We start from the raw sequence: 20,130 nt of genomic DNA, 5'->3' as shown, positions 1-20,130 counted from the left end.
GGATGTACCACTATCAGGAAAGCGGCTTGCGTAACGTGTGGCTGGCCAATGGCTACCAGGAACACGAAACGCCCTATGGGGCCGGCGTCTCGATTGAGGACGCCGAGGGATTGCACCGCCTGATCGGCCAGAAACTGGCAACCGAAAAACCAATCCTGACCGGGGCGGAGTTCCGCTTTCTGCGGAAGGAGCTGGGTCTTTCGCAGTCCCGTCTAGCTCAGTGGTGGGGTTACGATGCCCAAAGCGTTGCCCTGTGGGAGAAGCGGGGGCGGGTGCCGAGGATTGCGGACCGCTTCATTCGTGCCATTTACCTGGAAAAGACGGCTGGCAATCCCTCTATCACGGAAATCATTGAACGGCTGGCCGATGCAGACCGCCAGGAAGAAGGCCGGCTGACGTTCGAGGAAACGCCGGATGGCTGGCGCCTGGCAGCCTGACATGCGGCAACGGAACCAGAACCGCAAGCCGATGCACTTAGCGTGTTCGGCGTTTCAGGATTGCTGAGCAGTCTTCAAGCTGAGCGCGCGCTTGTTGCGGATTGAGTGGTATTGAGGAAACGCGGGAAGTGCAGACGTTTGTACAAAATGGCGCTAGCAGACGAAGGCTGCAGAGTACAGGCGGATTGAGAGGATAGCCGCCTAGGTTAGCCGCTAATGTAGCTATACAAGGTTGCCCGGCTGATTCCGAATTCGCGGGCAAGTGCGGCCTTGTTTTCGCCTTCGCCTGCACGTCGTTTGAGTTCGGCCGCCTTCTCATCTGACAACGAAGGCTTGCGCCCCTTGTAAACGTCGCCCTTTGCCTTGGCGAGAGCAATACCCTCCTGGCGTCGTTCGGCGATTAGTGACCGCTCGAACTCGGCAACCGCGCCCAGCATGGAAAGCAGCAGTGTGGCCATGGGGGAATCTTCCCCGGTAAAGGTCAGTCCCTCCTTATGAAACTTCACGGCTACCCCCCTGCCGGTCAGTTCCTTGACCACGCGCCGCAAGTCGTCCAGGTTGCGGGCCAGGCGGTCCATAGAATGCACGTGCAGCGTGTCGCCTTCGCGAAGGTATGCAAGGCAATCTTGCAGCGCCGGTCGGTTCGTATCCTTCCCGCTTACTTTGTCCTCGAACGCGCGATCGATGTTCACGCCGTCAAGCTGGCGGGCCGTGTTCTGCCCGATGCTAGATACTCGAATGTATGCGACTTGCTGACCGTTTGCCATGATGCGCCCCCTGTTGAATATGTCTGGTTGAATTCTATAAACCAAAGCGGATTGTGTCAATAAATAAAAACACGGATCCTAGATAGACACATTTTCGAGGTAGAGGCGGTGTGTAGTTAGGCTGTACCCTAAATCGACATGGACGGCGGCATGATTGGAAGAATGTACGCTCCTACCACCTTGCACAGCGCTGGTCGGCTGGGTTGATGGTCTCGGGCCGAGCATACCCAGCACCGCCCGGTATCAGGCTTGGTGGTATATAAAATAATGTATAATTCATGGCATGAAACAGGTCGATTTCTGCGGCGATGCTCTGGATGCACTTCGGGCCTTTCCCTTGGGGGCGAGGCGTGAGGCTGGCTACCAGATAGACAAGGTTCAGCATGGACAGACGCCGGATGACTGGAAACCAATGAAAGCCATTGGCCCCGGCGTTCGTGAGATTCGCATCTGGGATGAGTCTGGCACCTTTCGCGTTATCTATGTGGCCAAGTTGGCGGACGCAGTTTATGTCCTGCATTGCTTCCAGAAAAAGACTGAGCAGACCAGCGAGCGGGATGTAAGCCTAGCCCGCAAACGGTACAAGGAACTGATGGAGATGCAACGATGAGTGAGAACCGATTTGCCAGCGTGTGGGATGCCTTGGAAGACACCCCTCAGGAAGCTGCCAGCATGAAAGCGCGTAGCGAGTTGATGCGCGCCCTGCAGGCCTGGGTAAAGCAGAAAGGATTGACCCAGACAGCCGCTGCCGCGCTGTTTGGCGTAACCCAGCCGCGTGTTTCTGATCTGATGCGGGGGCGGATCAACCTTTTTTCGACCGATGCGCTGATTGACATGGCGGCATCTGCCGGCCTGTCGCCACATGTGACCATCCGGCAGCCAAGGCGCCCGGTTCGTCGCAAGGGGGCGGCCGGCGAAGTCGTGGCGGCTTGATAAGCGGCATCGGAATCCAAACAGAAAACCCAATGAAGTCATTTCCCTTCTCTATAACACTTGGTCATGCCGGTCAGCTTGATCTGTTAGGCGCCTTTCGACAGGACGGGGGAATTGACGCGCAAGGATTTTGGTTTACTGAGTTCGCCGATCCCGTGAAGGTTTCAGGCCAGCTTGTTCCCCCTGCTAATTGTCGGTTCGTGCCTTCGCGTCGCCGGGGGCGCCCAAAGGGATGCAAAAAGATGCCTGAGTATGTTGCAACCTTGGCGCATGACCAGATGTCGGAAATGCATTACCCGGATTGGACAAAGACTCAGCGTGTTTTACATTTTCGAGAAGAGGTGTGGCGGCGTGCAATTCAATCAGGCGATAACGAATACAAGATGGCAAACGATTGGATTAGACGTACAAAATCATTAACGCCCCCAATCACTGCGCATCTTGTGGTCTTCGAACGTTCTATCGAGAACAAACCGCGTTGGCTCTGGATCGGGCTAGAGGATCACAGCGCCGCTATTTCTTCTGGGAGCTTCACAATAGATGCTCAGGCTTGGTGGTGTTTTTGGGGGGAGCGTGAAGCCGCCTATGGGCGTCTGTTAGTTGATGCCAAAGCCAGGCCGCCAGTTTAGACAAACTCAAGCTACAGGCTAGTTTGGGGTGGAGAAATAAATATCGGCTAATTTTCTGTCCTTTTTTTGCGATAGCAGCCAAAACAATACTTGCGCCGTCCAGACCGTTCTGGACGTTTCCGGAATCAACCGGAATCCGACTAGGAGCGCTAGCCATGACAGACAGTAAGACAGTACCTACCGCCGCAACGGTGGTAGCCCTTGAAAAAATCCCCCATGCGGCCAGGCGCATGTCGATATCGACATGCCAGCTATACCGCGAGGCCAAGGCGGGTAGGCTGAAAATCATCAAGGTCGGAGTGCGTGCTTCCGCCGTGAACTCCATTGATGTTGACAGATGGATTGCTGACCGCATCGCGGCGGCGAAAGGTGGTGCCGCATGAGCACCGAGACAGGACATGACCTCACCGATATTGAAGCCAGCGCTATCAACTCGGCTGCGTTTATGGTGGAGCAAGCGTTGCTACGCAGCGACGATCCCGAGGGGGTTGAAGTAATAGCGGCAACGGTTGTGGCAACAGCTATCTGCTATCACGCCGAGCGGTTTGTTGACGGTTGCGAGATGATCGCCAAAGCCATCATGGCGAGCGAGAACAATTCATGAAGCCGCCCGCCGTCGAAATCCGCCTGACCCTGCCGGCGCCCGGCATGGGCTGGGATTACGTCGCTCGCAAGCAGGGCGAGGTAATCGCAGCGAGTGGGGGCGATGCCTGTTTCTCGAACGTCGGGCCGGCGTTTGCGGCATGTGTTGCCGAAATCAACCAGCATTTTGCTGCAAAGAATCGCACTGCCGACCTGCACGGGGAACGGGAGCGCGAATGAACAGGCGTAATCAGCAGCCTCCAAGCCAGAAGGCCACAAAGCGGCGCCAGCGGGCCTTGCTACTCGCAACCCTGAGAGAACAGCGCCGGAAGATGGCTGGGGCGTCGTACTACCAGCGGACAGACGCGCCAGAGTTGTTTGACTTGGCTATCGCCGCTGATCGGGTCCGACCGGGGCGCCGAACGTTCATTTTTCGGGGAGTGCGGTTTCGGCTGAATTTTGGCTGGCGGCGTTACGTCCTTGACCCCGTTACCGGCGAAACGATCTGCGGCGGCAAGTGGCTGGCATGAGGCTGCTTATTTGGCAACGCCAGGTAAGCACTGCTACCGGCGTTCTGCCCACCAACAAACATTCGATTTAGTGAGGTTGCAATGGCTATTTTGTACGGCGACGAAGTACAACTTCGAATCTCATCCAGAGTGGATGGGCTGGCGGATATCAACGCACTCGAAGGGGGCGTAGGGGCGCTAGAAAATGAAATGCGGGAGCTTGCTGAGGCTGCCGACGAATCCGGCAAGCGCCAGGCTGATGCTGCTGAACGCCTAGAACGGGCGCGGCAAGTGCAAGATGATCTGCGCCTCTCCATCATGTCAGCCCGAAACAGCTATGCGCACCTGGCGGAAAGGGCAAAGGAAGCTGGCGCTGGACAGGAGTTGTTTGCCAGGCAGGCTGACACGGCCAAAAAACGCCTTGATGAACTGGCAACGGAAATGGTTGTTGCCAAGGGGAACGTCAAGCTCATCAGCAAAGAGTATCGGGCGGCGATGTGGGAAACCAAGAAGCTGGAGACCAGCCAGAAGCACCTAAAGCAGGCGCTACGCGATGCCCACAAGGAAGCCGCTGCAGCCGCCGGCAATGTCGATCTGCTGAAGAACAGTGCCAAGGGTCTTGCCGGCGCTATGGCTGGGGTGTTTGCTGCGGGCCAGTTGAAGAACTACGCACAGGACGCCATTGCGGTAGCCGATGCATATGGCCAGATGGCCAGCCGGATCGAGAAAGCGACAGCCGGCCAGGAAGAATATGAGTATGTGCAGCAACGCCTTCTTGCCAGCGCTGCCGCAACATATCGGCCATTGGCGGAAGCTCAGGAAATGTACATCCGCACCGCCGATGCGCTCCGGGGGCTGAACTACACCACTGAGCAGGCATTGGATATCGGTGACTCCTTCAGTTATCTGCTGGTTTCAGATGCTGCCAGCGCCGACAAAGCCAGCAGCGCTATCAACGCCTACACCAAGAGCATCCAGTCCGGAAAGCTTGAGGTTGATGCCTGGCAAAGCATCATGGCTGCAACACCGAGCATCGTTGATGCAGTGGCTGCCGCTACCGGCAAAACTACTGACGAAGTGCGCAAGCTGGGTGTGACCGGCAAGCTGGCTGTTCGCGATCTGAACGAAGGACTGCGGCAGACGCTTGCTGCCAACAAAGCCGTTGCCGACAGCATGCCCACAACGGTTGCCGATGCGCTCGTTCGCCTCAATACGGTGTGGGGCGCCTATATCGGCGAGGCAAATCGCGCCAACGGGGCTACTACGGCCATTGTCGACAAAATAAACTTGTTGAGCGAGAACCTGGATAGCGTTGTCAGAGCGGCAACGGTTGCCGGTCAGGTGATGGTCGCTGTTTTCGCTGTGCGAGCACTGAACGCGGTTCAGGCCTACATTGCCAGCCTGATCATTGCGAGAACTCAAACGGACGCCCTGACCGTATCAACTGCAGCGGCGGTAAAGCAGGCCGGGCTTCTTGCAACCGCTGGCCGCTTGGCGGCGGCGGGGTGGATCGGCTGGGAGATAGGGGCTCACTTGAAAGATGAGTTTCTGATCGTTGAACAGCTTGGCATTTCCCTCGCTGCGGGCCTGACAAAGACTGCAGCACGGGCGCAGACCGCTTGGGAAATGATCAAGGCCCCATTCACCGAAGACACTATTGATGAAGCATACGGCAGGCTTCAGGTGCGTCTTGTGGAAATCGATAATGCCTACGCCGAGCTGTTCGCCGAAGCGGAGCGGAACCGGCAGGCCATGGAAAGCGGCACGGTGGCGAGTGATGCACAGACCGCCGCCATGGGCAGGCTATCCGGCGCCGCTTCCGCTGTTGCTGCCAAGCTTGCTGTCACGAATGAGGAGCTGGGCAAAATGTCCGCCGCCGATATCGGCAACCTTGCCAAGGAATTGCAGGAAGCCTATCAAAAGGGGGAGATATCGGCCGGCCAGTTTGCACAGGTCAATGACCAAATTGTCATGGCAAGCTTGGACCGCCTTGGCGTAAATGCTTCGGCAACAATGGACCGCCTTAGCGCCGAGACCTTGAGCGCGATCGCTGATATTGAAAACCTTGCTGTGGCGATGGATGGGGCGATTTACAGCACAGAGAACATTTCTGGTGCGCTTGAGGCGGCATTCCAGAAAGCGCTTGAGACAGCCAAAAGCATCAGCGACATTGGCGCCTTGTCTGAAAAGCTCGCCACGCTGGAAAAAGCAGGAAGGATCGGCGGTGACGCAATGGGGCGCCTGGCTGACGCAGCGGAGAGCGCCCGCCAGCGGATCGAGGGGATTGTTCCCGGTATCCAATCCGTTGAAGAAGCCTTCAGGTCGCTTGGGATTGTTTCTGATGCCGAACTGAAGCGGCAAGCTGACAGTGCCAAGGTGGCTTATGAAAAAATCAAAACATCGGGGATTGCCAGCGCCAGGGAGATTCAGGAAGCGTTCTCCAAGTATGCGGAGCGGGCGATTGACGCCAATGCGGGTGTTGTGGCCGATTCGCTAAGGGTTGAAGCGGCTATGGCTGGGGTCAAGCTGAAAGTGGCAGAGGCGGGCGAGGCCAGCACCAAGGCAGCCAAACAGCACAGCGGGCTGGCTAATTCCCTTGGGCAGGTTGCCGACGAAGCCGAGCGTGCAGCAGAAGCGCAGACCCGGCTTTCTGGTAGCGCAGCCTCTCGGGACGGCGGCAGCGTCGTTTTGCCGGCTGACATGCTTCCATCCGCGCAGCGCTCAGGGGTAAAGCCGATTTACCGAAGCACGCCGATTTCGCAGGAACAAGTTCAGCAAAGGGCGGCGCCCCAGGCGGTAGCCGATGTTCAATCGCAGGGCGTGCCCAATACCCCTCAACCCGGTCCGCGTCTGCAGCAATCCACTTTCCGCATTGATCTGAGCATCAATGGTCGGCAGGGCACATCGCTGGACGTTGCGTCCCGGCGTGATGCTGATGCACTCAAGGGCTTCCTTGCTGTGCTTGAGCAAGAAGCTTTTCGTTCGAGCTGAGCGAGGTTGAACATGAAAAATTCACCTCGCCAATGGCTGGCCAATACCTATGGCCCTACAGCACTGCTGCATGCAATCGGGCAGGAAGGCCGTTTTCACTTAGGGCAGTTGCCATACCCATCCATGTGCGTACCTGCGCATGAAGACCATGAAGAAGGTCGCTGTTCGCCGGCGGGACTGGGCTGGGCCTTGGCTGTGTCGTTCATGAAACTGAAACGGCCTGTGCCTGGCTACAGGGTTCGCCTGGGCGGAGACGATGATCTGCACTCCTATCTGGCTGCCATGCAGCACGATGACATCAAGAGAGAGTTCCTTTGTTACCTGGAGAGGCTGCTTAGCATTGCGCTGCTGTACCCGGCGCGTTTGCCGGTGCTAATTGGGCGCCTCGATGCGCTGGACAACCATGATCTGACCGAGCAGGCCACGCGGGCATTCCTGCGGGAGCCAGAAGGACAGCATGCGGGGGGTGACTACTACTTTGGCGACGATGACGGGATCTTCGCCGGCCTGCTGGATAGCGAATTGTGGACGGCTGCGCCGGGTATCGGGGGCGCTGATGACTGATAACTTCATTCAGCGTGTCGCAGCGGCAGCGCTGGCGGATTTTGATGGGGCCATGTCCTTTCTTGGTCTGTCTGGCGGCAAGAATCAGGGCCGGGAGTATCTGCCTTTGAATCCCCGGCGCAAGGACACGAAGCCCGGTTCATTCACCATCAATCGAGACAGCGGCGCGTGGTCGGACTTTGCTACTGATGACAAGGGCGGTGATCTAGTCGCACTGGCCGCGTATGTCCTGGGGTGCCGCCAGTTTGAGGCAGCGGAACGCCTGGGGGTTGAATATGGGATCAACCGCGCCGAATCTGTGCAAGGAAAACGGGCGGCGGGTGCAGACGTTTGTACTACCCCGCAAGCGCGTTGCCTGATGCCTGTTCCCGACGACGCGCCCACCCCGCCGGCTGCCCATTCGCGGCACGGTCGGCCGGCTGGCCGCTGGACTTATACCGATGCCGCCGGCCGGCTGTGCTTCTTCCATGATCGGTATGAACCCAAGGGCGAGCGCAAACAGTTCAGCCCGCTGACCCTGTGGCGACTCCCGGACGGCCGGCTGCAATGGCAGTTCAAGGCACCGCCGGCACCGCGCCCGCTGCTGGGCTTGCCTGACCTGGCGGCGAAGCCGGGGGCCTTGGTGATTGTCGAGGGCGAGAAGGCACGGGACGCAGCGCTGTTGCTGTTGCCTGAACATCCTGTGATCTGCTGGCAGGGCGGGGCGCAAGCTGTCAGCAAGGCGGACTGGTCGCCGCTGGCCGGCCGTGATTGCTGGGTGTGGCCGGACAACGACACCGCCGGCAGCAAAGCCGCTGCCGATGTGGTCGCCGCGCTGGGCAAGGCCGGTGCAGCCAGCGTCAAGCGCTTCAACCTGAGCGCATTCGCACGGCAAGCCAGCGAGGAAGGCGGCGCGCCGGCCTTGGTGGGGGCTGAACCCTTGGGCGATGGTGACGACGCTGCCGACCTGGCGGCACGCGGCTGGACGGCCGGCCACATGGCGCTTGTCCTGGCCGATGCTTCGGCACTGGCCGAGGTTGCAGCGCCGGCCGGCGAGCGGGCCGAGCAGAAGAAGCAGAACGAGCCGGCAGCGGCGCGCCGCTTCGAGCTGGACGCGCGTGGCGTGTGGTTGCATGAACCCGACCGCGCGCCGCGCTGGGTGTGCAGCCGGCTGGACGTGGCTGCGATGGTGCGGGACCCGAAAAACGCGGGATGGGGCCTGCTGTGCGAGTTCTTCGACCCGGACAAAGTGCTGCATCGGGTGATTGTCCCGGCGGCGCTATTTCGTGGCGATGGTGCCGAGGTGGCCGGGCTGCTGCTGGATGCCGGTTTGCGGATCGCGCCGCGCGCCAAACCGGCCTTGATCGAATACTTGCAGACAGCAACCCCCAAGGATCGCGCCCGCGTGACGAACCGCACCGGCTGGCACGATGCTGGACCCGAGGGCGCGGCATTCGTCCTGCCTGATGGCGCTATCGGGCCGAATGCCGGCGCCTGGCTGTTCGAGGCGGAGGGCGGCGCTACCACCTTCGCCATGCGGGACAGCCTGAAATATTGGCGGGAAGAGGTTTCCAGCCTGTGCAGTGGCAATACCCGGTTGTTGTTTGCCGTGTCGGTGGCCTTCGCGGCGCCGCTGCTGTATCTGACGGGCAACGAGAGCGGCGGCTTTCACTTCCGGTCGAATTCCAGCGACGGCAAGACAACGGCGCTACGGGTGGCCGCTTCGGTGTGCGGCGGGCAGGACTTCATGCAGCGATGGCGGGCGACTGACAACGGGCTTGAAGCCCTGGCCATGCAGCACTGTGACGCGCCCCTGCTGCTGGATGAACTGGCGCAGATGGACCCCAAGGCAGCCGGCGAGGTCGCCTATATGCTCGCCAACGGCAGCGGCAAGGCACGTGCGGCACGAACCGGCGGCGCCCGTGACCGGGCAAGCTGGCGGCTGTTGTTCCTGTCGGCCGGGGAAATCGGCCTGGCTGAGCATATGGGCGAGGTCGGCAAGACCCCGAGAGCCGGGCAGGAACTGCGGCTTGCCGAGATACCGGCGGACGCGGGGGCGGGCTTGGGTGTGTTCGAGGACCTGCACGGCTACGCCAACGGCGCTGACTTCGCCAAGGCGCTGGACAGGGCGGTACGCAAGCACTACGGGACCGCCTTTCATGCCTTCGTGTCCGAACTGGTCAGCAACCAGGCCAGCATTTCCGAGTTGGCAAGGGAGGCGCAGCGGAAGTTTGAAGCGGCCTGTCTGGATGCTGCTGCACATGGGCAGGCGCGCCGGGTGGCCGCCCGCTTCGCGCTGGTCGGTGCGGCCGGAGAACTGGCAACGAAGTGGGGCGTAACGGCCTGGGAACCGGGCGAAGCGATGCGGGCGGCGGTGACGTGCTTTCGCGCCTGGCTTGGACGGCGCGGCGGCCAGGGTAATCAGGAAGAGCGGGTAATGCTGCAACAGGTCAGGGAGTTCCTGCGCCGCAAGGGTGAGAGCGCCTTTACCGACTGGGACCGGCCGGCGAACGACACCGACAAGCACGCCCCCGGCAAACCCGACCGGGCAGGCTACCGGCGCGCCTGCATCGACGCGGACGGTAACGACGCTCAGGAATTCTTTATCTTCAATGAGGCTTGGCGCGGGGTGATCTGCAAAGGCTTTGACCATGGCGCTATCGGTCGCCTGATGGTTGCCAAGGGGTATTGCCGCAAGGGCAGCGAGGCCGGCCGGGAATGGCTGGTCAAGGAAGCGTTACCAACTGAAGGTCGCGCCCGTGTGGTCCATGTCCTGCCGGCCTTGTTTGATGATGACGGCGATTGACTGGGACAGCATGCTGCACGGTGGCGAGTCAGCACCTGGGCAGGACGTGGCGCCAGGGCCTCAACGCCAGGCAACGGACTGCTTGGCCGACGACATTCAGCAGCGGGCGCAAGACGGTGACAACCGGCGGCGCTGCCTGGAGTGTGGCAGGCGTGCACCGAACGGGCGGTGTTTGGCAGCGGCTAAGGGTGAGATAGTCGCCAGCAGCAGCTATCAGCCTGACCCCGTGCTGTTGCGCCGCTGTGAAGGCTTCCGGCCGCTGCCTGATGATCCAGACCAGCGTAGCGGGTGGGACAGGTGGCCGGGGCTTCCTGGTGCCCCAAAGCTATGAACACAGAACACGCTTCAGGACATGCCCGACGTTGTTCATTCACGCCCGGTTTTCTGTCCTGATACGTTCTGAAACTGATTTGTCCCACCGTGTCCCAGTGCTGTCCCACTGAAAATATGCAGAATGAAAATACTAGGCGCCCTATTGGCAAGGCTTTCGGCGATTTGTCCCAGTTGTCCCACTTGTCCCAGTGAAAAATCATGGGGGTGGGAAAGCGGAGCTTGTATTGCATCGCGCGCTAAGGGGGCGCGGAGGGGTACGCTTTGCGCTGGCCTGGCTGGTGGTTGGTGCTCGTCAAACGACAGTGACAATCAAGGCCGGGCTGTCCATGGTGGTGCTTATGGGTCCTTCCTGTGGTTCAAGCATGCGGGTGCGTAGAGTCCCGTTTCTGGACTGTTTTTGACGTTTGCATAGGGGGTTCCGGTTTGGTTGAGGGTTGCAATCCTGATGGCGGCGCTGCTTTGGGTCCCTCTCTGTGGTTCAAGCATGCGGGTGCGTAGAGTCGCAACATAGCTCTAGGCTATCGATATTGTATATATGCAACAAGCGAGGCAATCTTTATGAAACATGGGAAACAAGCACTTTCTGCGGGTTCAAGTCTGTTCTGCGGAGTGCGCTGGCCGAAAGCCAAGCAACCAAAGCGCGCCGAGGTGCTTGAGTTTCTCTCAAGCACAATCCCTTTTGATCGGCTTGAGGGCATCGTTCGCCCCCACTTCGCTAGCGACAAACGGGGGACGGGGCGGCCAGGCGTGAGCCTGGGAATGCTCATTCGCTGCTATGTTGTTCAGCGGTTCTGGTCGCTATCGGATGCGGGTGTTGAGGACATGATTCTCGACAGCCATGCTACCGCCCGTTTTATCGGGTCTGATCCGTGGCAGCCCCGCCCGCCATCTGCAAGCCGGATCAGGCAGTTTCGCCATCTACTCGAAAACACCATGGTTTCTTTCGACATTGATCGGGAGATTTCTGAAGCGCTTTGCAATGTAGGGATCGAGGCCAGAGCAGGACGAATTCAGGAGCCTGTATTCAGAAGGGGAACACAATAGCGACTTGGCCGCTTGGATTTTGGGGCGGGCGCCGTTGTTTTGGGTCAAAATACCCACAGCAGGTGTTTCCCGTGTAGCCACGTGAGTAGCTACGAAATTCTTAAATCTTGAAAACCCTTTGTTTGTAAGGCTTTGGCGGTGGTTTGAAGGGTCTGTTCAAAACTCTATAATCCCCGCATTCATTCCCAAGGAGAACAACATGGCAAGAATGGTCAATTGCATCAAGCTCGGCTGCGAGGCTGAAGGGCTGGACCTGCCGCCCTATCCGGGCGAGCTGGGCAAGCGTATTTTCGAGAACGTCTCGAAGGAAGCCTGGCAGCAGTGGATCAAACTGCAGACGATGATCATCAACGAGAATCGCCTGAATCTCGTCGATGCCCGGCACCGTAAATATCTGGCCGAGCAGATCGAAAAGCATTTCTTCGGTGACGGCGCAGACCAGATCCAGGGCTATGTTCCGCCCAAGCCCTGATCCGGAAATTGGTGCAACCCGACCCCGCTACGGCGGGGTTTGTTTTTTTCAGGGACTGATCTGCAGTCCGAGGATGTAAAGCACAGCCCCGGTTCCTGGAAGAATGGCGCCATTCACCCAGAACCAGGCGAGGCGCAGTGTTTTGTCCAGATTGGCGCCGATGTTATCGGCTTGCTCGTTGTAGCTTGTTGTTGTCATTGGTGGCTCCCTTGGATGCGTCGCAATTCAAGGGCATGATATACCGATTGGATTCGCGCTGGATGACATTTGTGTTTGTCGTCCGGTGTCGGCGTGCCGATCATCCAGTCATTTTCTGGGCCAGGTAAAACAGCACCAGGGCCGCCGGCAGGGCGACCGAGGCAGTCAGCAGGCCAGCGCGTTTCAGTCGATTGATCTGTTCATCGAGGAATTCCTCCATGTCGTCGAACAGTTCCGGGAAACTTGCAATGTCGTTCGGCTTGGGCATGTCGTTTGATCATCGGGTTACGGGTGGGAAAAGCATGCCGGGCGATGGTTACATCGCCGTGACACAGCATCCTTGCATGCTGTATGGGTTTAACCGGGCTGAAATATACGAGCCATACACTTGACGATCCCGTATTCCATGAGCTGTCATCGCCATGCTTTCCGTTATCGACCAGGAAGTTTCCGAGTTGCGCACCATCCTCGCCGAGGGGCTGCTCGTGCCGGTATTCCAGCCCATTGTCGATTTCCGGGCGCGCGCGATTTACGGCTACGAGGCGCTGATCCGTGGTCCAGAAGGCAGCGTCCTGCATCGCCCCGAAAAAATGTTTGCAGCGGCGCGGCGCGCCGGCTGCTCGCTGGCACTGGAACATGCCTGCCGCGAAACCAGCATGCGGGCGTTTGTCGCTCAGTCGCTAGGGGGGCGGCTGTTCCTCAATGTCACGCCAGGTTGCCTGCTGGCGCCGCAACTGATGAATGGGGAAACGCAGGCCTTGCTGCGCGAACTCGGTTTGCCCGCCAACCGCATCGTGCTGGAATTGACCGAGAACCAGCAGATCACCGATCTGCCAGGCATCCAGGAGGCCTTGCTGCATTACCGCGGGCGCGGTTTCCAGATTGCCATCGACGATCTCGGCGAGGGTTTTGCCAACCTGCGCATGTGGTCCGATTTACGGCCCGAGTTCGTCAAGATCGACAAGCACTTCGTTCACGGCATTGCCGACGACCGGATCAAATACCATTTTGTCCGGGCCATGCAGGACCTGGCGGGGATCTGCAATGCCTCGCTGGTGGCCGAGGGCATCGAGCGCCAGGAAGATTTCAATTGCATCCGCGACATGGGGATCGCCTGCGGGCAGGGCTACTTCATCGAGCGTCCGGTCTCGGTGCCGGCGCGTCAGTTGAGCTTGCCGGTGATTACCGCCCTCGACCAGCGTCGTGTTGCGTTGACGCCAACCCAGGGCGGGCAGGGCAAGGTGCCGACGGCACGTAACCTGTTACGGGCCATTGAGCCACTCTCGCACCTGGCCACCAACGACGTCGCAATCGCCCGTTTCGAGGCCGATCCGGAGCTCTACGTGTTGCCGGTCGTCAACGGTCAGCAGCCGATTGGCATGATCAACCGGCACAGTCTGATCGACCGCTTTGCCCGGCCGTTCCGCCGCGAGCTCTATGGCAGCAAGTCTTGCGAACTGTTCATGGATCATGCGCCGCTGATCGTCGATCAGCATGCCAGCATCCAGGAACTTGCGTTGATGCTGGCGCTGGCGCCGAAACACTACCTCTACGACGGCTTCATCGTGACCGGTGAGGGCGGCTACCTTGGGATAGGCAACAGCCAGGACCTGATGGCGACGATCACCGAAATGCAGATCAGCGCCGCCCGTTACGCCAACCCGCTGACCCAGTTGCCCGGCAACGTGCCGATCAACGAACACATTGACCGGATGCTCGACGCCGACGTCGAGTTTGTCGCTGCCTACATCGATATCGACAACTTCAAGCCGTTCAACGACAACTTTGGCTATCGCCGTGGCGACGACCTGATCCAGACGCTGGGCCAGCTGATTTGCGATGCCGTCGACGAGCGCAACGATTTTGTTGGCCACATCGGTGGCGATGATTTCTTCGTCATCTTCCAGAGTGCTGACTGGGAGAACCGTTGCTGGCAACTGGTGCACGGCTTTGCCGAGCGGACGCAGGCCATGGTCGGTCCGGAAGAACTCAGCCAGGGCGGCTACATGGCCGAGAACCGACGCGGCGACCTGGGTTTCCAGGCCCTGCCGACCCTGTCGATCGGCGCTGTTCGTATCCAGCCTCATCAGTACGATTCGCACCGGGAGGTCGCTGCCGCCGCGTCGGTCGCCAAGAAGCAGGCGAAGAAGCGGGTCAAGGAACAGAGTGAAGGGGTGATCGGCGGCAGCGTATTTGTCGAGCGCCGACGCGGCGGGTTGGAGGCACCGCAAATGCCGCTGCGCCAGTTGAACTGAGCAAAAAAGAAGCCCGACTGACGCCGGGCTTGAATGGAGAGAATTGGGGTTTCTGTTTTTGCTGGACGAACTTTAACCCCAGGATGTGACAGGAAAATGACTCAGCCGATCCGGCGTACGCCATCGGCCGTACCCAGCAACAGCAGGTTGGCCGGACGCACGGCAAAGAGGCCGTTGGTGACGACGCCAACGATCTGGTTGATCTGTGCTTCCAGCCCTTTGGGATCGGAAATTGCCAGGCCATGGACATCGAGGATCAGGTTGCCGTTGTCGGTCACGAAGCCTTCGCGCAGCACCGGCTTGCCACCGAGTTTGGCCAGTTGGCGGGCGACGTGGGCGCGGGCCATGGGGATCACTTCGACCGGCAACGGGAATTTGCCCATGGTGTCGACCAGCTTGGAACCGTCGGCGATGCAGACAAAGATGTCGGCCACCGCAGCGACGATCTTTTCGCGGGTCAGCGCGCCACCTCCCCCCTTGATCATGTTCAGGCCGGCATCGACCTCGTCGGCGCCATCCACATAGACCGGAATATGCTCGACCTCGTTGAGGTCGAGGACCGGGATGCCGTGACCTTCGAGGCGCTTGCGGGTGGCCTCGGAACTGGCGACGGCACCGCGATAGCGGTCTTTAAGCGGGGCCAGCGCGTCGATGAAGAAATTGGCCGTCGAGCCGGTACCGACACCGATGATGGCACCCGCCGGGGCCTTTTCGGCAACGTAGTCAGCCGCCGCCTGGGCAACCGCCTGTTTCAGTTCGTCCTGGGTCATGAAAAGTGCTCCGTGGTTCAAGTTGAGGCGCATTTTACCTGTCAAAAAACTTTAATCTTGTGACAGTGCAAAATCGCTAAACTACACATACCGTTTTTACAGGGAAAGTAGCCATGACCAATACCAAGCAAGCGCCGCGAAGCGCCGCACAGAAGCCCGCAGCCAAGCCCGCAGCCAAGCCCGCAGCGGCCGCCGCCAAAGTCGCCACCCCGGCGGCGGCCGTTGCCGAAAAACCGGTAGCCGCCGCGCCGGCCAAGGCCGCGGCTCCCGCCCGGGCGCGTACCCCGCGCAAGGCGCCGGCTGTTGCCGAGACCGTTGCCAAGCATCAGAAAGCCCTGGCCGAAGCCTTGGAGCAGGCCGAGGCCATCTGCTACGACCCGCCCCAGGCACCCAAGGCCAAGCCGGTGAAAGCCAGCAAGGCCAAGCCCGCCAAGGTGGAAAAGCCGGTAAAGGCTGAAAAGCCCGCCAAGGTCAGGAAGCCGAAGCTGGTCCGCGACAGCTATGCCATGCCGGAAGCCGAATACGCCCAGATCGCCGTGCTCAAGAAGCGCATGGGCGGCCTTGGCGGCGAGGTCAAGAAGAGTGAGCTGCTGCGTGCCGGCGTTGCCGTACTGGCCGCGCTCAACGATGCCGAACTGAAGGCGGTCATGGATCGCGTCGAGCGCATCAAGACCGGACGTCCGAGCAAGAAGTAAGCAGGCAACGGGCCGGTGTCCCCGGCCCGCTTCCCGGATGGGCTGCCAGGATCAGTGATCCAGTTGCCGCAACCCGTCCACCCCGACCGGTGCGGCTGCCAGCCACGGCACCAGCGCGCAGCGCGGCGCCAGCGTGTCGGCGACGCGGCGGATGAACGGGATTTCGTAAGCGCCGCGCAGCGACAGCATTGGGTCGCGGCTGCCGCTGGCGAGCAGGCTCTGTTCGATGACCCAGGCCCAGGGCTGGATGCCGGCGCGGGCCAGGTCGCCCTGCAGGCGCTCGGCTTCGTGCACCGGCGTCGCTTCCGGTAGGGTAACGACCAATACATGCGTAAAGGCCGGGTCGCGCAGGCGCGGCAACAACTGCGTCACGGCGGCCGGCATTTCGCCGCGGGTGCGCAGCACCTCGCGATGGTAGGCCTCGGCGGCGTCGAGCAACAGGATGGTGTGGCCGGTCGGCGCGGTGTCGAGGACGACGAAACCCTCACTGCCGCGATCGACCTCGCGGGCGAAGGCGCGGAACACGGCGATTTCCTCGGTGCACGGCGAGCGCAGGTCTTCTTCCAGCAGCGCCAGGGCGCTGGCGTCGAGTGTGCCGCGCGCCTTGCTCAATACTTCTTCGGTGTAAGCGGCCACTTCGTCGGCGGGGTCGATACGGCTGACCGAGAGCCCGGGAATTTCGCTGCCAACGGCGGCGGCGACATGGGCGGCCGGGTCGGTGGTCGATAGGTGCACCTTGTGTCCACGCCGGGCCAGCGCGACGGCGACGGCCGCCGCGACGGTGGTTTTGCCGACGCCCCCTTTACCCATGGTCATGACCACGCCGTGACCGGCGCTGGCCAGTTCGTCGATCAGCGCGCCGAGGCCGGCGGGCAACGGGGTGCTGGCGTCGGCCGGGCCTTCCGGCGTAGCGATAGCTGCCGGATCGACGATGGCGCGCAGGGCGTCGAGCCCGACCGTGCCGCGTGGCAGGAAGGGGACGACCTGGCGCGGCAGCCCGGCCAGGCCGGGCGGCATGGCGAGCAGGGCAGCGCTGCTGCGCTGGTCCATGGCCTGGGCGATGGCGTCGTCCGAACGGGCCGAGAACAGGCCGTTGACGATCAGGTGCAGGTTGCCGACGCCGAGTTCGGCCAGCTCGTGACGGGTGCGCTCCGCCTCGCGCAACGCCGCGCTGTCGGCCCGGGCGACCAGGACGACGCGGGTCTGCGCCGGGTCGGACAGGCGGTCGACCGTTGCTGCGTACAAGGCCTTCTGCTTTTCCAGTCCGGCCAGCGGGCCGAGGCAGGAGGCGCCGCCCTGGTTGCTGTCGATGTAGCCGCTCCACGCCGATGGCAGCGTCAGCAGGCGCAGTGTGTGGCCGGTCGGCGCGGTGTCGAAGATGACGTGGTCGAAGTTTGCCGTGGCGCCGGCGTCGCCGAGCAGCTTGGCGAACTCGTCGAAGGCCGCGATCTCGACCGTGCAGGCGCCAGAGAACTGCTCTTCCATGCTCTGGATCGCCGCCGCCGGCAGGAGGTTGCGGTAGGGCGCGACCATCCGCTCGCGGTAGGCGGCAGCGGCTGCTTCCGGGTCGATGTTCAGCGCCGCCAGGCCGGGCACCCCGTTGATGGCGGTCGGGCTGCCGGATAGCGGCGTTTCCAGCACTTCATCGAGATTCGATGCCGGATCGGTACTGACGATCAGCACCCGTCGCCCTTGTTCAGCCAGGGCCAGCCCGGTCGCGCAGGACAGCGAGGTCTTGCCGACGCCGCCCTTGCCGGTGAAGAAGAGGTGACGCGGTGTGCCGTTCAGCGCGATCATGGCCATTTCCTCAGCAGCAGCCGGATTTTGGCGAACAGCAGGACTTTGTCGGTGTCTCTTCGCCGCCGCTCAGTGTCAGGCCGAGCTTTTGTGCCAGTTGCGCGCGCGACGGATAGAGGCCGGTGGTGACGATCTGGCCGTCGATGGCGATGATCGGCAGGCGGTCGATGCCGGCTTCCATTTCCTTGACCACCGCCGGGTTGGCGGCGAAGGCTTGCGGCTCCTGGCCGAGGTTGTAGCGCTGGACAGCAACGCCCTGCTCGCCGACCCAGGCGAGGTCGGCAGCGAACTGGACGAGTACGGGATCGACATCGACGCCGCAGACGCCGGTCGAGCAGCACATGGCGGGATCGTAGATTTCAAGCTTGGGCATGGTTTTTCTCCTCGGTGGTGTTGGCAGAGCGAGCAGGCATCAGCCAGGCAAACAGCGCGGTTGCGGCAAATGCGCCGAGCAACTGGGCGATGATGAAGCCGGGGACATCGTCCGGGCGGATGCCGGCAAAGCTGTCGCTGGTGGCGCGGGCGATGGTGACGGCAGGATTGGCGAAGGAGGTGGACGAGGTGAACCAGTAGGCGGCGGTGATGTAGGCACCGACGACATAAGGAACGGCCGAAGGGCGTTGCCGCACACTGCCCCAGATCGCAGCAAGCAGGCCGAAGGTGGCGATGAACTCGCTGAACCATTGCGCGCCACCAGTACGCACCTTGGTTGAGGCAAACCAGGCCGGGTTGTCGAACATCAGGTTGGCCACCGCGACACCAATCAGGCCACCGACAACCTGCGCCAGGATGTAGGGGGCAACGTCGCGTTTGGCCAGGCCACCCTGCCAGGCGTCGGCGAGACTGACGGCCGGATTGAAGTGGGCACCGGAGAGCGGACCGAAAATCAGGATCAGCACGACCAGTACGGCACCAGTGGCGATGGTGTTGGCCAGCAGCGCCAGCGCGATGTTGCCATCGGCCAGGCGCTCGGCCATGATGCCCGAACCGACGACCGTCGCCAGCAACAGCGCCGTGCCCAGCATTTCGGCAGTCAGCCGACGGCTCAGGCAGGTGCTCATAAAGCGAATGCCTTGCGGACTTCGCCAATCAGCCGCTGGCGAATGTCGTCGCGGACGGCGATGAAGCTGTCCAGCGGTTCGCCGTGCGGGTCGTGGAAGGGCAGGTGAAGGCGCGGAATCGGGCGGGGAAAAACCGGGCAGCTTTCCTTTGCGTTGTCGCAGACCGTGACCACCAGATCGATTTCCTCGCCGATGACGGCGTCGATATCCTTGGGCTGCAATCCGGCAGTCGAAATGCCCGCCAGTTGAAGGGCTTCAATGGCACCGTCGGCCACCTTGGGTTGCGGCACGGTGCCGGCCGACAGGGCGCGAACCTGACCGGCCAGATCGTGGTTGACCAGGGCCTCGGCCATCTGGGAGCGGCAGGAGTTGCCGGTGCAGAGTATCAGTACGGTTTTCATGTCGGGACTCAGTCCTTTTGCTGGCCGATATCGTCCAGGCTCTTCTGCAGCGACATGTTGTCCAGCTTGTTCATCGGCAGCGCCAGGAAGAGCTCGATGCGGCGCTTGAGTTGGATGAAGGCTTTCATCACCGCCGCGCGCTTCTGTTCGTCGTCGCCGCTGACGGCGGCCGGATCTTCAACGCCCCAGTGAGCGGTCATCGGCTGGCCGGGCCAGATCGGGCAGACTTCGCCGGCCGCGTTGTCGCAGACGGTGAAGACGAAGTCCAGTGCCGGGGCACCGGCGGCGGCGAATTCGTCCCAGGACTTGCTGCGCAGATGTCCGGTCGGCAGTTCCTGGCGGTTGATCATTTCGAGCACGAAGGGATTGACCGTGCCATTAGGGTGGCTGCCGGCGGAAAACGCCTGGAAGCGGCCACGGCCGAGGTGGTTGAGCAGGGATTCAGCCAGGATGCTGCGGGCGGAATTGCCGGTGCACAGGAAAAGTACGTTGTAGATGCGATCGCTCATGTTGGCTCCTTGGCTAACGGGGTGGTGGGGCGGCGTTTCTCGATGCTGTCGCAGCCTGCAGTCAGTGGCAGACAGCTTTCGCCCTGGCAGCAGTTGCGGGTGAGGAAGGCGATCAGGGCGTCCATTTCCGGGTAATTGGCCGAGTAAATGATGCTGCGCCCTTCGCGCCGGCTTTCCAGCAGCCCGGCACGCGCCAGGTGGGAAAAATGGAAGGACGCGGTCGCCGCCGGCATCGCCAGCGCCCGGCACAGATCGCCGGCGCAGAGACCTTCTGGGCCGGCTTCGACGAGCAGGCGGAAGATGGCCAGGCGCGATTCGTTGCCGAGCGCGGCGAGTTTTTCGGTGGCGTCTTTGATTTCCATATTTCCAATAATATCGAATTGTTGTTGCAATTGTAT

24 protein-coding genes are annotated in these 20,130 nt (G+C 61.2%); 14 read left to right on the top strand and 10 right to left on the bottom strand.

Annotation, left to right across the window (positions count from 1 at the left end):
• The first annotated feature begins 2 nt into the window (after positions 1 to 2).
• Entirely contained in the window at positions 3 to 437 is a 435-nt protein-coding gene (locus tag G471_RS0109820) for a helix-turn-helix domain-containing protein (RefSeq protein WP_028995195.1), read from the top strand.
• 206 nt (positions 438 to 643) lie between these two features.
• Here the strand turns inward: G471_RS0109820 and G471_RS0109815 are convergent, their stop codons facing one another.
• Positions 644 to 1,204, bottom strand: a complete 561-nt coding sequence (locus G471_RS0109815) for a recombinase family protein (RefSeq protein ID WP_028995194.1) — start codon at positions 1,202 to 1,204, stop codon at positions 644 to 646.
• A 283-nt stretch (positions 1,205 to 1,487) separates the two neighbouring features.
• Here G471_RS0109815 and G471_RS0109810 point away from each other — a divergent pair, with 283 nt between their 5' ends.
• From G471_RS0109810 to G471_RS0109765, 11 genes are all read left to right on the top strand, one after another.
• Entirely contained in the window at positions 1,488 to 1,814 is a 327-nt protein-coding gene (locus G471_RS0109810; protein ID WP_028995193.1) for a type II toxin-antitoxin system RelE/ParE family toxin, read from the top strand.
• On the top strand, positions 1,811 to 2,137 hold the full coding sequence (locus tag G471_RS17325; protein WP_051295420.1) for a helix-turn-helix domain-containing protein: 327 nt from the start codon (positions 1,811 to 1,813) through the stop codon (positions 2,135 to 2,137). The genes G471_RS0109810 and G471_RS17325 overlap by 4 nt, the downstream gene beginning before the upstream one ends.
• A 32-nt stretch (positions 2,138 to 2,169) precedes the next feature.
• Complete coding sequence (locus G471_RS19115; protein WP_169720489.1) at positions 2,170 to 2,766, top strand: hypothetical protein; 597 nt, start codon at positions 2,170 to 2,172, stop codon at positions 2,764 to 2,766.
• Positions 2,767 to 2,921: 155 nt separating this feature from the next.
• Positions 2,922 to 3,149, top strand: coding sequence for a helix-turn-helix transcriptional regulator (locus G471_RS0109800; protein ID WP_028995192.1), 228 nt, complete (start codon positions 2,922 to 2,924; stop codon positions 3,147 to 3,149).
• A complete protein-coding gene (locus G471_RS0109795) occupies positions 3,146 to 3,370 on the top strand; it encodes a hypothetical protein (protein ID WP_028995191.1) in 225 nt (74 codons plus the stop codon). Before G471_RS0109800 ends, G471_RS0109795 begins: the two co-directional genes overlap by 4 nt.
• Positions 3,367 to 3,588 (top strand): hypothetical protein, encoded by a 222-nt coding sequence (locus tag G471_RS0109790; protein ID WP_028995190.1) that lies wholly within the window; start codon positions 3,367 to 3,369, stop codon positions 3,586 to 3,588. Before G471_RS0109795 ends, G471_RS0109790 begins: the two co-directional genes overlap by 4 nt.
• Positions 3,589 to 3,959: 371 nt before the next feature.
• A complete protein-coding gene (locus G471_RS0109780; protein WP_028995188.1) occupies positions 3,960 to 6,848 on the top strand; it encodes a tape measure protein in 2,889 nt (962 codons plus the stop codon).
• 12 nt (positions 6,849 to 6,860) lie between these two features.
• Complete coding sequence (locus G471_RS19110) at positions 6,861 to 7,412, top strand: hypothetical protein (protein ID WP_157272493.1); 552 nt, start codon at positions 6,861 to 6,863, stop codon at positions 7,410 to 7,412.
• Complete coding sequence (locus G471_RS0109770) at positions 7,405 to 10,197, top strand: DUF927 domain-containing protein (RefSeq protein WP_028995186.1); 2,793 nt, start codon at positions 7,405 to 7,407, stop codon at positions 10,195 to 10,197. The genes G471_RS19110 and G471_RS0109770 overlap by 8 nt, the downstream gene beginning before the upstream one ends.
• An 891-nt stretch (positions 10,198 to 11,088) precedes the next feature.
• Positions 11,089 to 11,574, top strand: a complete 486-nt coding sequence (locus tag G471_RS18765; RefSeq protein WP_081700203.1) for a transposase — start codon at positions 11,089 to 11,091, stop codon at positions 11,572 to 11,574.
• A 199-nt stretch (positions 11,575 to 11,773) separates the two neighbouring features.
• Positions 11,774 to 12,046, top strand: coding sequence for an oxidative damage protection protein (locus G471_RS0109765; protein WP_028995185.1), 273 nt, complete (start codon positions 11,774 to 11,776; stop codon positions 12,044 to 12,046).
• A gap of 48 nt (positions 12,047 to 12,094) precedes the next feature.
• Here G471_RS0109765 and G471_RS19105 read toward each other — a convergent pair whose 3' ends face one another.
• Positions 12,095 to 12,244 (bottom strand): hypothetical protein, encoded by a 150-nt coding sequence (locus G471_RS19105; RefSeq protein ID WP_157272492.1) that lies wholly within the window; start codon positions 12,242 to 12,244, stop codon positions 12,095 to 12,097.
• A 100-nt stretch (positions 12,245 to 12,344) separates the two neighbouring features.
• Complete coding sequence (locus tag G471_RS19100; protein ID WP_157272491.1) at positions 12,345 to 12,512, bottom strand: hypothetical protein; 168 nt, start codon at positions 12,510 to 12,512, stop codon at positions 12,345 to 12,347.
• A 154-nt stretch (positions 12,513 to 12,666) separates the two neighbouring features.
• Between G471_RS19100 and G471_RS0109750 the strand changes: the two genes are divergently transcribed.
• A complete protein-coding gene (locus G471_RS0109750) occupies positions 12,667 to 14,499 on the top strand; it encodes a GGDEF domain-containing protein (protein WP_028995184.1) in 1,833 nt (610 codons plus the stop codon).
• A gap of 101 nt (positions 14,500 to 14,600) precedes the next feature.
• On the opposite strand, the gene rpiA is transcribed toward G471_RS0109750, so the two are convergent.
• Positions 14,601 to 15,269, bottom strand: a complete 669-nt coding sequence (gene rpiA / locus G471_RS0109745; protein WP_028995183.1) for a ribose-5-phosphate isomerase RpiA — start codon at positions 15,267 to 15,269, stop codon at positions 14,601 to 14,603.
• 113 nt (positions 15,270 to 15,382) lie between these two features.
• Between rpiA and G471_RS0109740 the strand changes: the two genes are divergently transcribed.
• Positions 15,383 to 15,964 carry a hypothetical protein gene (locus G471_RS0109740; protein WP_028995182.1) on the top strand — a complete coding sequence of 194 codons (582 nt, stop codon included), beginning with the start codon at positions 15,383 to 15,385 and terminating at the stop codon, positions 15,962 to 15,964.
• Between the two features lie 51 nt (positions 15,965 to 16,015).
• Here G471_RS0109740 and arsA read toward each other — a convergent pair whose 3' ends face one another.
• Genes arsA through G471_RS17315 form a run of 6 tightly spaced genes read right to left on the bottom strand, consistent with a single transcriptional unit; the run spans position 16,016 to position 20,094 of the window.
• Positions 16,016 to 17,761: an arsenical pump-driving ATPase gene (gene arsA, locus G471_RS0109735; protein WP_028995181.1), complete on the bottom strand. Its 1,746-nt coding sequence runs from the start codon at positions 17,759 to 17,761 to the stop codon at positions 16,016 to 16,018.
• A gap of 10 nt (positions 17,762 to 17,771) precedes the next feature.
• Entirely contained in the window at positions 17,772 to 18,134 is a 363-nt protein-coding gene (gene arsD / locus G471_RS0109730; RefSeq protein WP_028995180.1) for an arsenite efflux transporter metallochaperone ArsD, read from the bottom strand.
• Complete coding sequence (locus G471_RS17320; protein WP_043421381.1) at positions 18,121 to 18,822, bottom strand: aquaporin; 702 nt, start codon at positions 18,820 to 18,822, stop codon at positions 18,121 to 18,123. Before G471_RS17320 ends, arsD begins: the two co-directional genes overlap by 14 nt.
• Positions 18,819 to 19,223, bottom strand: a complete 405-nt coding sequence (locus G471_RS0109720) for an arsenate reductase ArsC (protein WP_043421377.1) — start codon at positions 19,221 to 19,223, stop codon at positions 18,819 to 18,821. Before G471_RS0109720 ends, G471_RS17320 begins: the two co-directional genes overlap by 4 nt.
• Positions 19,224 to 19,231: 8 nt before the next feature.
• Positions 19,232 to 19,732, bottom strand: a complete 501-nt coding sequence (locus G471_RS0109715; RefSeq protein WP_028995178.1) for an arsenate reductase ArsC — start codon at positions 19,730 to 19,732, stop codon at positions 19,232 to 19,234.
• Positions 19,729 to 20,094, bottom strand: a complete 366-nt coding sequence (locus G471_RS17315; protein WP_043421376.1) for an ArsR/SmtB family transcription factor — start codon at positions 20,092 to 20,094, stop codon at positions 19,729 to 19,731. Before G471_RS17315 ends, G471_RS0109715 begins: the two co-directional genes overlap by 4 nt.
• Positions 20,095 to 20,130 lie beyond the last annotated feature (36 nt).

The organism is Azonexus hydrophilus DSM 23864 (genome assembly GCF_000429605.1).
GTDB classification, from domain to species: domain Bacteria; phylum Pseudomonadota; class Gammaproteobacteria; order Burkholderiales; family Rhodocyclaceae; genus Azonexus; species Azonexus hydrophilus.
Note: the sequence above shows the minus strand (reverse complement) of the source record. Positions and strands in the feature narration are given on the sequence as shown.